Origin of the sequence: Bifidobacterium leontopitheci (assembly GCF_009193355.1) — a bacterium.
In the GTDB taxonomy this organism is placed as follows: domain Bacteria; phylum Actinomycetota; class Actinomycetes; order Actinomycetales; family Bifidobacteriaceae; genus Bifidobacterium; species Bifidobacterium leontopitheci.
The window spans coordinates 1-14,610 of the sequence record NZ_WBVT01000052.1 but is presented as its reverse complement, the minus strand read 5'-3'; the positions used below and the strand labels follow the sequence as shown (position 1 = coordinate 14,610).

Here is a 14,610-nt window from a genome sequence, read left to right as displayed (position 1 = left end):
GGGTGGGCGCGGTGGGTGCGGTGTTGTGTTCGGTCATGCGCCCAAGCATACGGAATCCGGGACGCGTGCGGAAGACTGGTGTTCTACAAGAGATTGTGGTATGGGCTTGGGGGGCGATGCGGACGCTTGAGGGATTGCGGCATGGGCGGGGCACCGATCCTACGGGATGGGGTCACGGGAATCGCACGGAGTCGGCAACTCGGGACGGCCGCGCGTGGCGGCCCGTCTCATACTGCGATGCGCGAGGTGACGGAATCACCGTTTGCGTAGCGATATCGCATCCACCGCTTCACGATGCTCGTCATGTGCGCTCGGGTGATATCGCGCCCCACCACGTCACACTGCTCGCCCTTGCACGGTGACGCACCACCGAAAACCCTTGCAAACACTAGGGTTTCGCACCTGCGTCACTGTGCTCGGGCGAGCAGAGTGACACATCAACCGTGGTCGCGAATGTGATGATCCGTTCCTGACCCTTCCGAGCCGTTCCAACCCTCCGGACCCATTCCCGACCCCTTCCGAGCTCTCCGACCCCGTTCAGAATCTATTCCGCCTCTTTCCGAACCGCTCCTTTCCGAACCCGTTCAGATCCCTTCTGCCCCCATTCGGGATCCCTCCCGTTCCGCCCCGATTCGAAACGTTCACATCCTTCTGACCCCGTTCAAGATCCCTCCGGGCCGCTCTGAGCCGTTTCGAGCTCTCCGGACTTTTTCCGGCGCAAGAAATTACGGAAATTCATCCCGATGTCCGTAAATCCTTGCACTGAGCAGCGGCCAGCACAAGAAATTACGGAACTGTGCCCCGATATCCGTAAATCCTTGCGCTGGAGATCCCGCATATGGGGCGGCAATCCGCCGCATCGCGTCACCGGGATGAGTGCACCCCGCCCTGTCACTGGAATCACGGAATGTACGGTACAAGAATCCCTTGCCGACGCGTTCGCATACCGCAACATCACGATGTCACAGGCGGCTGCGGCCAATCGCAACAATACCCACGTACCATGCACGGATGGCTCAGGATGATGGATCGCAACCATGCGCATAACGTCGTCAGGATGCGGAACCGCACCCCACCCAGCCGATTGTCGAAGATCATCGAAAAGCGGCACGCCGAAACCGGCCTTCCTGCGCATAGCCGGTGCCGGCGAGGCTCAGCCGGCGCCGACGGGCAGATGGAACGTCATGATCCAGCATAGCCGGTGCCGGTGAGGTTCAGTCATTGGTACGCGGCACTGAAATCGGCGATTTTCCGCTCGCGTCCCACGGCACATTGGTACAACAGCCCATGCAACCGGTCACACGGACTTACGTCCCACATAATCGTGGTACAGCAGCCCATGTGACCGCTCACAACACCTCGCGTACCACAGGCCATTGGTACGCGAGCGAAAAACCGCCGATTTCGGCGCCGCGTCCCACACAAAACGGCTCACCACACCAAACAAGACAGTTCGCCATGCCAAGCGGGACGGTTCACTATTCCACGCCGGACGGCACACCGTATCACGCAAAACGGCACACCACACCACGCGAAACGGTACGCGGCGCCGAAACCGAAGATTCCGCATCCGATGCCGACGCGTGCAGCATTCCGCGGCGTCTTCCGCGTCACTCTGCTCGCCCGAGCACAGTGGCGCAAGTGCGAAACCCTAGTGTTTGCAAGGGGTTTCAGTGGTGCGTCACCGTGCACGGGCGAGCAGAGTGACGGGAGGGCCGGCACAGCCAGAACATACCGCGGGAGAGCAACGAAAGAACAGGAGAACAGCGAAAGAACAGGAGAGCCCCGAGTGAGAATCGGACTCACGACCTCTTCCTTACCAAGGAAGTGCTCTACCACTGAGCTATCGGGGCAACCTGAACATCATGGCACGCAATCGCGCATCGCGCAAGTCGACGGCCGCGCCATCTCTGTCGCCGCCGCTCACCGCCGCCGCTCATCACCGCCGTCGCGTGACGCGGCCGACGTACGCAAGCCAGCATCCCAACGAAACCGTGAGCACACCGCCGGCGATGAAGATAAGCCGCACGTCGACCATATCGGCCAGCGGTCCGAAGACCATCATGCCCAGCGGCGTGCCGAACGTCGAGAACGCGTTCAGCAGGCCGAAGACGCGGCCCTGCATGTCCTCCGCAGCCTCCTGCTGAAGCAGCGTGAACGCCGGTGAGGCAGCCAGCGGCGTGGCCAGTCCGGTCAGGAAGTCGACGATCAGGAACGCGAGCAGCGTCGGCGCAAGACCCAAGCCGGCCGTGGTGACGCCGATGAGCACGAACCCCACGGCCACCGCACGCAGACAGTCGCGAATGCGCTTGGCACCGATGGAGGACAGCAGCAGCCCGCCGAGGATCATGCCGATGCTCCATGCCAGCTCGTTGGCGGCCAGCTTGTCCGACGTGCTGGTGAACACCGCGAAACCGAGATCCAGACTGTCGTGCCGGTACGCGCGGTTGATGAGCAACAACGTGAGGTTCATCGGCGCCACGTTGACGAAACACACCAGCGCATTGCCCAGGATGATGCTCCTGATGCGGCGGAACCGCCACGCGTATGCGAAGCCCTCGCGCAGGTCGCGGATGACGCCGGCGACGGTGCCGCGTTCCGCAGTGCTGCGCACAGCCGACTCACCATCGTCCGGCCGTGCGTGGGCCGCCCGGTGCACACGGATGCACAGCGTGAACCCGATACCGATGACGGCCGTGGTCACGTCGACAAACAGGATCGCCCACAGCGGCAGGATGGCGATCAACGCGGCGGCCAGTGCGGGAGCGGCGATCTGGTTGGCGGACTGCAGGGTGCCGTTGACCGCGTTGACGCGCATCAGCTTGGCCTGAGGCGTGATCTGCGGGATGAACGCCTGCACGGCCGGAATCTGCACGCCGCCGCCCGCCGAGCGTAGGGCGAGCACCAGCATGATGAGCGAAAGATTCGCCCAGCCGGTCGCGAACGCCGCGGCCAGCAGGACGGTAAGGCAGGCGATTACGGCGTCGGGCAGGATGATGAGCAGCTTGCGGTTCCCCCGGTCGGCCCAGATGCCGCCGACCATGGACACCACGGCCTGCGGCAGGCACGTGAGGATCATGGCCGAAGCCATGACCGAGCCGGAGTCCGACTGCATGACCAGATGCCAGAAGATGGCGTACTGTACGACCGACGAGCCCAGCAGGGAGAACGTCTGGCCGGTCAGCAGGAGCGCGACGCGCCGCCACCAGGTTGCGTCTTGTGACGGTGCGGCCGGCTGGGGTTGGGGTGAGGTTGACGGAGTTGAGGTATTGGCGGACATGAACGATTCCTTGGGATGGGTCCCCTCACACGGGTGCGCCCGCGATGCGCATAGCTGCGCCCGCGATGCGAGAGGAGGCTCGGCTACGACGACGGACCATGTGCGCGTACGGCTCGAAAGGAAATCGCCGAGACAGACTTACCGGTGACTGCGGACTGCCGACATCATCGAGATCGATCGGAGCCAGATGTCATCGCGAAGCAGCACGGATAAGGAACACTCGGGAACAGAATGCGACGAGCCGCGTTACGCGCGCCCGCCGGTCACGCACGGGCGGAACTGGAACCTCGCCATCGCGCATGACATGATCATCATGCAATATCTCACGTTGGCGAGCGTAACAGTCAGCCGGAGCCGGCCGGGAGCGACGTCCGGGATACGGACGCGTGCGCTGTGCCGATAGTGTGTTGCGTAAGCGTCCGGCATCCGGACGCCCGTTGCTCACAGGACGGTGGTCATCGTGCGCTGTTCCGGATGGAATCGTCGGCCGTTTGGCGTCGCAGCGCATGCAGCTGGCCGATGTACAGCACGTCGAAGATCAGGCAAATCGCCCCCATGAGCAGGATATAGACGTTGAGGCTTTCGATCAGTCCGCCCAATATCGTGGGGACGAGCGTACCCAGGCATTTGGCGACGGCCATCGGCATAGTCTGCCCGCGCCCGTCCCCACGGTTCCACAGGTGGGTGAGAAACAGCACGGACATCACGGCGTTCTGCGCGAACGCCGAGTACTGTGACGCCTCCACGGTGTTGTCGAATCGCAGATAGAACGCGAGCTGCGCCATCGCGCAGGCGATGAGCGCAAGCGTGGTGAACGCGGCGAAATGACGCCGCGCAGGCGCCGGCAGCAGCGCACGTCCGTATCGCACCCATGTGACGACGATGACGATGTCGAGGCACGCCCATATCACGTTGACCCATGTCTGTACGGCCGACGGGTCGGAGGCGAAGCCGTCGAAGGTATACAGCACCTCCCAGCAGATGTTAAGCCCCAGCGCGAACAGCGGCATGCCGCAGGTGCGCTCCTTGAAACCGTTGCGAATCAGGCTGATGTAGGTCACTGACCAGCAGATGCCCGACACGGCCATCAGCACTGGTTTGATCATCGCGATGCTCATGATGCGTCCGTCTTTCGTTCATTGCGCGTTCCTGCGGAGGGTTTTCGCCACTCACGTTAGCGGCGATCAAACGACGCGGGGCGTACGCGTCGCGGCGATTCGGCAGTTAATTGACAGGCGGAGACGAGATGTCCGTCAACACGGGGAATCTTTACATATGGCAGATCGGCAGGGCATTCACGACAATCGGGATTTGCGGGTCATACGCACCTACGAGTCACTGTTCGGCGCTTTTGAACGGCTGATGGGTGTCCGGCGTCTGGAGGACATCACCATAAGCGAGTTGTGCGACGAGGCGATGGTGCGCCGGGCCACGTTTTACGCCCATTTCTCGGATAAGCAGGATTTCGTTGCGGCGATGGTGCGGTGGATACAGCATTCGGCGATGGCGTCCTTCCGCAGCGAGTGGAAGAAGCGGAGGGCAAGCGGCGTGACGCCTGACCGCGCGATGTTGGCTGAAATGTATGTCCGTTGCGGCGTTGCGCAACTTGAACGGCATCGGGTCATGCTGCTGGGCATGAAGCGCAGTGGCATGGTCCCGTACCTGTTGGGTTTCGCCACCAGTACCGATGGATGCGCCACGCAGTTGCCGGGGCAGGCCGATTCGGGGTCGTTGGTGGATATTCTCGCCCAATTGGGCGGCGAAGGCCCACGCGACGACGCCAATGCCGGCACTTCCGGAGGCGGCGTTGTTCCCGAGTTGCGGGAGCAGTTCGTCGCCGGCGCGCTGGCCCAAAGCGTGATGTGGTGGCTGGAAGACGGGCACGGCATCGACCGGGAATCGTTCATCACGCAGATGTCGCGGCTGATGCTGCGCGTCTGATGGCATTCTGGGTGGCAGCCTGGGTGGGCATCATGGGCGGGCGTAGCGTAAGAACTGACCCCGCGATACCCGTGGCGTCCGACTCCGCCGTTTCGGCAATGAAAAAGCCGGAATCCTTTGGAAATCAAGGATTTCGGCGATGGCGAAGGATACGAGACACCAACTTTCAAGGTGGTTTATTCTTACTGCAGATTGGGGTTTGCGGTATTCTCGCGTTCGACGCACCGCCTTCGTCACCGCGTCCGCTGCGTGTCGTGACGGGTTTCACGGTGTCGTTCGATATCGGGACGCAACGAGGATTCGCCGTGTTGACGGCATTGCCGCGTCGTGCTTTCGCTGAATTCAGTTATCGGGACACTGAATTCAGTATAGGTTCAGCGAATCACCCTCAGCCGATTGCAGAAGTGTGCCTAGTGAGAACCTAGTGGGAAGTTGCCGGAACAGACTTTTTGGATGCCAAAACGTTGGAATGGCAGCCGTTTAGGTGTTGACAACTTGTCGTGTCGTGCTTCCGTACCTAGCTCTAGTGAGAAGTAGTGGGAACCTAGTGGGAAGCTCGGGCCCCACTAAGGTTACCGTTCATTGTCCTGCTTGAGGGAGTAGTACTGGTGCGGGTCCCTCGGTGAGGAGCCATGCCGCTGGAGGATGTCCTTGTCCACCAGCGAGTGAAGCACGTTGCTGGCCAGTTTGAGACTACGGCCAAGCTGGATGGACAGACCCTTACGGGTAACTCGTTTCTCCGAATAAGCTAGTCGTACGGCCTCGATTTCGTATTCGCTGAGCGAATCGAGCGTGTCTTTTCCAATTCTGTTTTCCAGCGTGTCCTGTGTGCGCAACACACGTGAGGTGCTGCTGTTCTCCAGCGTGAGCTTCACATATTGGCCGTTGGGCTCGCTGTAGACCGGATCGTGCAGAAACGCCTTCTGCATCTCGCTGTAGATGCGCTGCACGCCCTCGTTCATCTCCCGCACCCAACCGAATGCGACCAAGGTCTTGGCGATGCGTGGGTTGCGTGCGTACCGGGTAGTACGCATGTTCTCCAGTGTGACTGTGTTCGGCAGTTTGCCAGGGCTGAGAATCTCCAGACGGTCGTCATACATGCTGATGCGGATGTGTTCGCCTGCGTTCGCATAGTCGCGATGTACGACCGCATTCACCAGTCCCTCGAACCATGCGAACTCCGGGTACTCGGGAATGATTTGGAACTTGGCGTTCTTGTCCATGTACTGGTACTCACGTAGCATGCCTGAGATGAACAGGCTCGCATCTTCGACCGTTTTCGGAATGGGCCCCTCGAAGGTGCGGTCCTTGATGATATTCAGCTGACTGCCCGTCTCCAGACGTTTGCCCTCGAACCTGAGCACGCGTACGCGCGCCTGAGGCATGAACCGCGCGGGATGAGCCGCAAACAGAAGAACGCCTGCATGGGTCAATTCACCGTCATCGGTCAAAAACTGTCCGCTATACAACGCTTTCTCGTCGGATACGATCGTTCCTAACGCTCGTTTATATCGGTCAAGAACGCCGCTATCCACGTCTTCGATTGATGTGCCCCGTACAGGCTCGTCCTCGAACACAATCTGCCGCTTGTCATATTCGAGGGCCAATATCTGGCTATACTCCAACTGCACGCTTTTATCCCCGGAACGAAGAAACACCTTGGCGTCATTTTTGCGCTTGATGACATGGTTCTGGGATGCAGCAATGTTCAGTATCAGGATCAAATCCTCTTTACCGCGATCGTTCACGACGGGGACACGTAGCGGAGTGACCATAGGTACCGGATCGCAATGCACCAATGCGCACTGCTCGAACGCCTCTACCGGTTGCGCGCCGTCATACCCGAAGCCACTGATTCTGCCGCCGTCCTCAATTCCGACCGCAATCTTGCCACCGGCAGAGTTGGCGAACGCGACAATGGTGCGAGCCAGATCATTCGGTTTGATCTTCGCGCTCTTGCGGTCAAAATACTGAGACTCGGGAGCATGAGCCAACACATTGACGTCATTGGACGTCACCGGAATCTGAAGCACGACACACACCCTCCTGTTGGTTTGAAAAGCGGCATCCTCAACTCTACTCGTGCATGAACCATACGGCTATAGGCATACGAACAGACGGCGCATTGAGCAGCCATACGCCCATGGCGTATCCATGTATTCGAAAAGCCCGGAACCCAGGAAGCGGGTGTAGTAGGCAAGGTTCCTAGGTGCGCGGGTTCGGGTCGGTGAAATGCCGAACGGGATGGCGGGAACGCCTGTGGGGGTGCGGATGGAGTTCTGACTGCACATCTGAGTCGTTGACTCTAGACGAGATCATTGGTTCCGCCTCATCACTCAAGCCGGGTTGCCTCTTGATCCCCCATTCCTCCACACCAACTGAGACGATCCGGCAAAGAAGCGCTCATGGGACGGGGAGCTACCCCACTCATTCCGTGGGGCGCACCCGCCTGTGTCATAGCGCCGCTTGCTTCCCCGGTTTTGCCGCCCTTACGGTTCAGCGTGACTTGATGATCCCCGTGCCGTCTGCCATGTAGCCGCGCAGGACGACCGCGTGATTGACCAGCGGATTCTTGGCCGCATACAGGAGCGTGACAGTATCGTGGGCCGTGATGATCTCGCGCAGCGCGTCGACCGTCTCTACGTTGGCGTCCAGTTCCGCCCGGTACCGTTCGGCGAACTCCGCGAAGCGCGCCGGGTCGTGTCCGAACCATTTGCGCAGTTCAGGTGACGGCGCGATGTCCTTCAGCCACAGGTCGAGTGCGGCGCGTTCCCGGCTCATGCCGCGCGGCCACAGACGGTCCACCAGAATTCTGCAGCCGTCATCGGGTTCCGGCTCGTCATAGATACGTTTCACCCTGATATTCACGTCCACCATCATCGACCTGCAGGGCAGGCAAGTCAATCAACGCGGGATGTTCAACAACCGAAGTCGGGCAGGATGGTGCCGATGGAGAACAACGCCGCACTACCGCCGAGGCTGACGCGGCCACCGTCGACCGCGGCATGGATGACGCCACCGCGCGCCGACGCCTGATAGGCGGTGAGCGTGGGTTTGCCGAGACGCCCGCTCCAATACGGCAGGATGTGGCAATGGCCGGAACCGCAGACCGGATCCTCGGGCACGTCGAGCTTCGGCGCGAACGAACGGGACACGCAGTCGAAGCCGGAACCCGGGTCGCCCGCGGCAGTGACGTTGGCCAGCAGGCCAGGCAAATTCTTGAGGCGTTCCTGGTCGGGATCGAGGTCGCGCACGGTCCTCTCATCGGGCATCACGCACAACAGGTCGCGGCCGAGCCACGCCTCGACCGGTCGCGCACCCAACGCCCGTTCCATCGCATCGGTGACCGGCGTGGGCTTGAGGTCGAAGGCCGGGAAGTCCATCGTGAACACGTCGACGCCATGGCCCTTGTCGCCGCGCGTCCGCGTCACGGTCAGCACGCCGCTCATCGTGCGGAACCGCACCACGTCGGCGTCCGGTTCCACGAATCGCAGCACCACATACGCGGTGGCGAGCGTCGCATGCCCGCACAGGTCGATCTCGCCGCCCGGCGTGAACCAGCGCAGATGCCATCCTTCCGGCTCGCGTACGACGAACGCGGTCTCGGAGAACCGGTTCTCCATCGCGATGCTCGCCATCAGCTCGTCCGATGGCCACGACTCCGGCAGGCACACCGCCGCCGGATTGCCCCTGAACACCCTGTCGGTGAACGCATCCACCACATACTGCTTCATGGTCACAGTCCGCAAACCGCCTTTCCCGGTCATCGATCTCGGATGTCCGTCGTCATGGATCCGCAACGAGCCAGGAAACCGCAATCCCGTCAGGTGGACATCGGTTGGACGAGCATCATATACATGATGGTTCCGTCCGCGACGGACAACGGCAGGTTGTCACGGACGGCAAGACGATTCATCGGACAGCCGCGAAGTAACACCGATACGCTGTTCTGAGTCAGTCCGGGTCCGTAGAACGATATGAAAATGCCCTTTTCCTTTGGGCGGGAAAAGGGCAGTGGCGGAGGATACGAGACCCCAACCTTCAGGGCGGCTCCGCCTTACTGCCGCTTGGGGTTTGCAGGATTCGCGCGCTCGCCGTACCACCTTCGTTACCACGTCCACGGCGTGTCGTGACGAGGCTTCACGTCATTCGCGGGGTGGTTGCGATGGGATGAGGATGCGCCATGTGCCGCGCCTGTCCGAACCGATGCGCTCGATCGTTCCGGATTCCCGTAGCGCCTGGAAACCTCTTCGGACCGTGGAATAGGACACGTTCAGAATGTCTGCCGCCCCATGGTAGGTAATAGCCGGGTTTTCGTGAATCAGGTCCAGGATAAGTTGCTCCCTGGAAGGTGCTTGTACCTGTTCATATTCCTGCTCATGAGGGTCGTTTACCTGTTCATTTTCCTGCTCATGGAGACCATTTACAGTTTCATCTGGGTCATTTTCCTGCTCATGAAGGTCATGTACAGTCTCATTCGGGTCACGTGCGGTTTCATCACGGATCGTCGCGTCGCCTTCGGCGGTACCTCCCTCCACCCAATCAAGTTGTTTGTTTCCCGCCTTCCGATTTCCCACACCAACGTGAGACGGTCCGGCAAAGAAGCGGTCATGGGGGTGGGGAAGGTACCCCACCCGTGCCACCGGGCGCACCCCGGTGTCATAGCGCCGCTCTCTCCCTCGATTTCCCCCGCGACGTTGATTGCGGTGTTTTTGGCTTCGTCATGTATGGGCGTGAATTGCCGATTGTGCCGATGAGGCGAGTTCGTCGATGCGGGTGACGAATGTGCGGATCGCAGGGCTCGGGTCGATGGGGTAGAGCAGTCCGTAGTGCATGACGACCGGTTCGGGCCAGTCCACGGCCACGTTGACGAACTGCGGGTGGATGCCGTCCCATATGGGTTTGGAAATGAGCAGATCGCCGGATTCGGCGCAGTCGTTGAACGTGTCGAGATCGTAATGGTCGATGTCGATCAGATCGATGGCGGGGTGCCGTTCCAGAATGTCCCGGGCTGTGTCGTTGGCGCCGCGGTGGCGTTTGAGGATGCGGATGCGCGTGCCTTCGAGGTCGTCCAAGGCGAGTCGGGCCCGTTTCGCCAATGCGTGGCTGCGCGGAACCGCCACGCATAATGGTTCGGAGTCGAGGGCGAGGGTGCTGCACGTGTCGTCCCAGTAGCCGGCGTCGAAGGCCGCGGGGATCATGTCGATGCCCTCGCCGAGGTGGGCGATGATGTCGTTGATGGCTTCGGAGTCGTCGGGCATCGACACCAGTTCCAGACGGATGTCCGTGTGGCGCCCCGCGTCGCGCTGCCACAGGTCGAGGATACGTCGGCCGGGACGCAGCGTAGAGACGCCGAGGCGCACGGAAGCGGAGCCCGCGGTGGTCAGCTGTCTGGTGCGGCGTAGTATCTCCTCGCATTGGCGCACGATCATCTGCGCGTCCTCGACGAATTCCCTGCCGGCCCTGGTCGGCGTAACGCCGCTGCGCGACCGGTCGAACAGCGTCAGACCGTATTCCTTCTCGAAGGTGGTGACCTGCTTGGCCACGGCCGGAGTGGAGATATGCAGCAGCCGCCCAGCCTTGGCGAAGCTGCCGGTCTGCGCGGCTGCGATCACCGCATCCAATCGTCTGTCGTACATCGCGACCCTCCATAAACCATCGGTTCATACATCGTGAGCGATAAGCATCCATAAGCCGCTGTTTTGCGAGTGTTTCAAAGAATACCATAGCTACTGAAACAACCAAACGGAAACATATAAACCAATGGGATATAGGTGGGTATGACATCAATCAACGAATCCGCAACCTTCGGACTCACATGCGAGGACGATGGAGCCGCACGCGAAACTCGACGAGTGTCGCATCGTGCGGCTCGCTATAGCGCCGGCCTGACCACGTTCGTCACATCGCTGGCGTTCTTCCTGACCGGCATGGACACCATGATCGTCAACGTGGCCCTGCCGACCATCACCGCCGACCTCGGCGGCGACATGGCACTGCAGCAGTGGATGATCGACGGTTACACGCTGCTGTTCGCCTCGCTGCTGCTGTTCGCCGGCAGTCTGTCCGACAAGTTCGGCGCCAAGCGCATGTTCTTCTTCGGCACGGCGTTGTTCGGTGCGGCCTCGCTGTTGAGCACCTTCGCGTGGACCATGCTGGTGCTCATCGTAGGTAGGTGTCTGATGGGCGTGGCTGCGGCGCTGATTCTGCCGGCCTCGATGGCTTTGATCAACGAGGCCAACCCGGATCCGCGCCGCCGTGCGTTCGCGCTTGGCCTGTGGGGTGCCGGATCGGCGTCCGCTTCCGCGTTCGGCCCGCTGTTCGGCGGCCTGCTCACACCGATCCACTGGAGCCTGATCTTCGCGGTCAACGTACCGTTCTGCCTGATCGTGCTCGCCCTCGCCCCGAAGGTCGCGCCGTCGCCTACCCGTGCCATTACGTTCGACTGGCTCGGCCAGACGCTCGCGCTGATCGGCCTTGCCTCGCTGGTGGCGGGCGTCATCGAGATCGGTTCCCTGGGCATTTCCTCGCCGGTGACGATCGCACTGCTTGCCGTCGGCCTCGCCGCGCTCGTGCTGTTCGTGCTCGCCCAGGCCAAGGTCAGGCATCCGATGGTACCGCTAAGCCTGTTCCGCAACGACGGCATGCGCATCTCGCTGATCGTCGGATTCATCATGATCTTCAACTGGTTCGGCATGGTCTTCATCTCCACCCTGTTCCTGCAAGGCGAGCAGGGCATGAGCCCGTTCGCCGCCGGACTGGTGTTCGTCCCTTCCGCGGTGGTGATGGTGCTCACCAACGTGTTCAGCGGACAGGTCATCAATGCGATGGGCACCCGATTCACCGTCTCCCTCGGCCTGATCGCCATGGCCGTCGGCTTCCTCGCCGCAGTGCTGGTACCCGCGCCGATGCCCGCATGGGTGATCGCCGTAGCCCTGAGCATTGTCGGCCTCGGCGGCGCATTGGTCACGCCGGCCCTGTCCGGACTTGTCTTGGTGAGCGTGGACCAGCGACAGGCCGGCATCGCCAGCGCCGTGTTCAACACGTTCCGTCAGGTCGGCGGCGCGATCGGTGTGGCCGTGTTCGGCGTGGTCGCCACCTTCATGCCCTCGCTGGACGGTTCGCTGCGTGCTGTGTTCATCGCGGCCGCCGTACTGCTCGTCATCTCGTTCGTCTACGCCCGTCTGCGTTGGTACGAACGATGATTCGTACAAGGGAAGCGACAGCGATTGGCTCTTAGGGGATGGTCGATTCTCGCATGAGGCCCGACCGCCCCCAAGAGCATCGTATCGCCCGTATTACGCGGCTCGTTCCATAGCGTGCCTGTGCTCGTCGGCTTCGCGGCAGGCGAGTTTGGCGGATGCCTTGCTGCCCCACAGGCCGTGCTTGCGGCTGCGGATCAACCTTAGCAGCGATGCCGGCATCGCGGGAAATCAACTTCGGTCGGGTAGGTCGGCAGTTCGTCGAACAGGGTCTCCGCGTCGGCGGACGCGTACGGCACGAGTGTCCGCCCGTGGCCGTTGCCACCTTGATGCCTTCCCGTATTGAAAACCGTTGCAATTGCTGGATTCTGCGAAAGGCGGCACGAAAGTGGCAGTGGTGGCCCCCGGATTCGCCCAAGGATCGTGCGCGACTCCAACCCTTAGGACGCTCCGTCTTACTGTCGCTTGGGGTTTTGCGGGATTCGTGCGTTCGCCGTACCGCTTCCGTTGCCACGTTCGCGGTGTGTTGTGGCAGGCTTTCATGATGCTGCGCGGTGTGGAATGTGCATGAGTTCGCTGTACCGATGACGGTGTTGCGGCATTGCTGTCGCTGAATTCTACGCTGAATACACTGAATTCAGTTATTCAACACTGAATTCAGTGTAGATGCAGCGAAGCAAGGCGATTCCGACTGTTGTCAGTTTTGTCAGGAATTGGTAGCATGGTGACAAGGCAAGGAGGAATCATGACTGCCGTACTTGAAATGCCGCGCGCCGAGGGGACGACGATTCCGCGCGGCGATCGTGCACTCGTCGGCTCGGACGGCGATGTGGTGGAGTTGAGCGCCGAGGCGTACGAGGCGGCGCTGAACGCGGCGTTCGGCGTGATGGGGCGCCGCCGCATGATCACGACCGGTGAGGCGGCGAAGCTGCTGAACTGCTCGGCGCGCACGGTGGCCCGCATCCTTGATTCCGGCAGGCTGCCGTTCACCCGCAATGGCGCCACGGGCCGGCGCATGGTGGACGTGGCCGATGTGATGGCCTACCAGAAGCAGGAGCGCGAGCGGATGGAGCGATCCTTGGCTTCGATGCGCCGCGCGGCTTCGGAGATGGGGTTGTACGATGAGGACGATGCCGCCTATGTCGCCGATTTCGACTGACGGACCGGAGACGATATCGTGGCGAAACCCGTCGTATTGCTCGACGCCAATGTCTTTCCTGCGGTCTGGCTGCTTGACATCATGCTCACTCTGGACGAGGAGCAGGTGATCGACGCCGCATGGTCCGAGCGGATTCTGGAGGAGGCTCGCCGCACGCTCATTGAAAGACGCAACCGTACGCCGGAACAAGCTGATCGTCTGCTCTCGTTCATCACACCGATGAATCCCACCCATTGCGTTTACGGCTGGGAACATCTCGAAGCGGCGTTCGATTTGCCGGACCCGGACGACCGGCACGTGCTCGCTGCTGCCTTGTCCGCCGGCGCCGATTACATCGTCACGTACAACCTCAAGGATTTTCCGCCGCGGAGTCTCGAACGATACGCGGTGGAGGCCATGCATCCGGACGAGTTCTTGAGCATGATGCTCAAGCGCGACCAAGCCGGCGTCGTGAATGCGATGAACGCCGTCGTGTCCAGCAAGGACAATCCGCCACGCACCATGACCGAGGAACTAGCGCACCTGCGCAAACTGCGCCTGAACGGATTCGCCGACGGCATGGAGCGGATAGCCTGTTAGAGCGATGGTTTCTCCCGTCGTTCAAACTGGCGGCGTCATAGCGCATTTGGGGCCCATAAACCCTAAGCGGATTCCGGCTGATACGAAAAAGCCGGAATCCTCTGGAAATCAAGGGTTCCGGCGATGGCGGAGGATACGAGATTCGCAACTTCAGGCCGTAAGACTGGCGGAATCGCAACGAAAATCGGCGTACCGCCCAACTGTCTTGCCGCTTAACTCGCCGCTCTTCTCGGCGTGTTGCATTGGTCTGTTATTCGGTGACAGTCCTTTCGGCTGGATCAACTTCGAAATAATGCTTGGGATTTCGAGTGCATTCCAGAACTGGATAACGCCCGAAGTTTTGCGCACTTTGGTTCTGGCTTGGGTTGAGAACATGGCCCGTGTCCTGTGTACGATTTTCAGTCGCCAAACATAGAAAACCGCGATTGGAAGCGAGGACACAAGCCATG

General features: G+C 61.1%; 12 protein-coding genes and 1 tRNA gene. 4 read left to right on the top strand and 9 right to left on the bottom strand.

All coding sequences use genetic code 11. The annotated features are described in order from the left end of the window. Positions 1-1,781 precede the first annotated feature (1,781 nt). From F7D09_RS10400 to F7D09_RS10390, 3 genes are all read right to left on the bottom strand, one after another. Positions 1,782-1,853 (bottom strand) — tRNA-Thr (locus F7D09_RS10400). An 86-nt stretch (positions 1,854-1,939) separates the two neighbouring features. Beyond that, positions 1,940-3,280 (bottom strand): MFS transporter, encoded by a 1,341-nt coding sequence (locus F7D09_RS10395; RefSeq protein ID WP_152235417.1) that lies wholly within the window; start codon positions 3,278-3,280, stop codon positions 1,940-1,942. Positions 3,281-3,735: 455 nt separating this feature from the next. Then, positions 3,736-4,398 carry a transmembrane-type terpene cyclase gene (locus F7D09_RS10390; protein ID WP_226836273.1) on the bottom strand — a complete coding sequence of 221 codons (663 nt, stop codon included), beginning with the start codon at positions 4,396-4,398 and terminating at the stop codon, positions 3,736-3,738. A 157-nt stretch (positions 4,399-4,555) separates the two neighbouring features. Here F7D09_RS10390 and F7D09_RS10385 point away from each other — a divergent pair, with 157 nt between their 5' ends. Then, positions 4,556-5,221 carry a TetR/AcrR family transcriptional regulator gene (locus F7D09_RS10385; protein WP_193312452.1) on the top strand — a complete coding sequence of 222 codons (666 nt, stop codon included), beginning with the start codon at positions 4,556-4,558 and terminating at the stop codon, positions 5,219-5,221. A 572-nt stretch (positions 5,222-5,793) separates the two neighbouring features. Here the strand turns inward: F7D09_RS10385 and F7D09_RS10380 are convergent. From F7D09_RS10380 to F7D09_RS10360, 5 genes are all read right to left on the bottom strand, one after another. After that, positions 5,794-7,254 (bottom strand): ATP-binding protein, encoded by a 1,461-nt coding sequence (locus F7D09_RS10380; RefSeq protein ID WP_226836271.1) that lies wholly within the window; start codon positions 7,252-7,254, stop codon positions 5,794-5,796. A 463-nt stretch (positions 7,255-7,717) separates the two neighbouring features. Beyond that, positions 7,718-8,098 carry a DUF488 domain-containing protein gene (locus tag F7D09_RS10375; RefSeq protein ID WP_152235419.1) on the bottom strand — a complete coding sequence of 127 codons (381 nt, stop codon included), beginning with the start codon at positions 8,096-8,098 and terminating at the stop codon, positions 7,718-7,720. Positions 8,099-8,139: 41 nt separating this feature from the next. Beyond that, on the bottom strand, positions 8,140-8,955 hold the full coding sequence (locus F7D09_RS10370) for a PhzF family phenazine biosynthesis protein (RefSeq protein WP_152235418.1): 816 nt from the start codon (positions 8,953-8,955) through the stop codon (positions 8,140-8,142). Between the two features lie 411 nt (positions 8,956-9,366). Continuing rightward, positions 9,367-9,798 (bottom strand): DeoR family transcriptional regulator, encoded by a 432-nt coding sequence (locus tag F7D09_RS10365; protein ID WP_193312451.1) that lies wholly within the window; start codon positions 9,796-9,798, stop codon positions 9,367-9,369. 144 nt (positions 9,799-9,942) lie between these two features. Continuing rightward, on the bottom strand, positions 9,943-10,860 hold the full coding sequence (locus tag F7D09_RS10360) for a LysR family transcriptional regulator (RefSeq protein ID WP_152235414.1): 918 nt from the start codon (positions 10,858-10,860) through the stop codon (positions 9,943-9,945). A 141-nt stretch (positions 10,861-11,001) separates the two neighbouring features. Between F7D09_RS10360 and F7D09_RS10355 the strand changes: the two genes are divergently transcribed. From F7D09_RS10355 to F7D09_RS10345, 3 genes are all read left to right on the top strand, one after another. Further along, a complete protein-coding gene (locus tag F7D09_RS10355) occupies positions 11,002-12,426 on the top strand; it encodes an MFS transporter (protein ID WP_152235413.1) in 1,425 nt (474 codons plus the stop codon). 742 nt (positions 12,427-13,168) lie between these two features. Next, positions 13,169-13,582 (top strand): helix-turn-helix domain-containing protein, encoded by a 414-nt coding sequence (locus tag F7D09_RS10350; RefSeq protein ID WP_152235412.1) that lies wholly within the window; start codon positions 13,169-13,171, stop codon positions 13,580-13,582. A gap of 18 nt (positions 13,583-13,600) precedes the next feature. Next, positions 13,601-14,161, top strand: coding sequence for a PIN domain-containing protein (locus F7D09_RS10345; RefSeq protein ID WP_152235411.1), 561 nt, complete (start codon positions 13,601-13,603; stop codon positions 14,159-14,161). Positions 14,162-14,311: 150 nt separating this feature from the next. On the opposite strand, the gene F7D09_RS11560 is transcribed toward F7D09_RS10345, so the two are convergent. After that, a partial coding sequence (locus F7D09_RS11560) for a hypothetical protein (protein WP_226836269.1) occupies positions 14,312-14,610 on the bottom strand: 299 nt, incomplete at its 5' end.

Bases quoted from the DNA above. Each gene is read 5' to 3' on its own strand.
- F7D09_RS10395 (WP_152235417.1), bottom strand. From the start codon at position 3,280: ATGTCCGCCAATACCTCAACTCCGTCAACCTCACCCCAACCCCAGCCG.
- F7D09_RS10390 (WP_226836273.1), bottom strand. From the start codon at position 4,398: ATGAGCATCGCGATGATCAAACCAGTGCTGATGGCCGTGTCGGGCATC.
- F7D09_RS10385 (WP_193312452.1), top strand. From the start codon at position 4,556: ATGGCAGATCGGCAGGGCATTCACGACAATCGGGATTTGCGGGTCATA.
- F7D09_RS10375 (WP_152235419.1), bottom strand. From the start codon at position 8,098: ATGGTGGACGTGAATATCAGGGTGAAACGTATCTATGACGAGCCGGAA.
- F7D09_RS10370 (WP_152235418.1), bottom strand. From the start codon at position 8,955: ATGAAGCAGTATGTGGTGGATGCGTTCACCGACAGGGTGTTCAGGGGC.
- F7D09_RS10360 (WP_152235414.1), bottom strand. From the start codon at position 10,860: ATGTACGACAGACGATTGGATGCGGTGATCGCAGCCGCGCAGACCGGC.
- F7D09_RS10355 (WP_152235413.1), top strand. From the start codon at position 11,002: ATGACATCAATCAACGAATCCGCAACCTTCGGACTCACATGCGAGGAC.
- F7D09_RS10350 (WP_152235412.1), top strand. From the start codon at position 13,169: ATGACTGCCGTACTTGAAATGCCGCGCGCCGAGGGGACGACGATTCCG.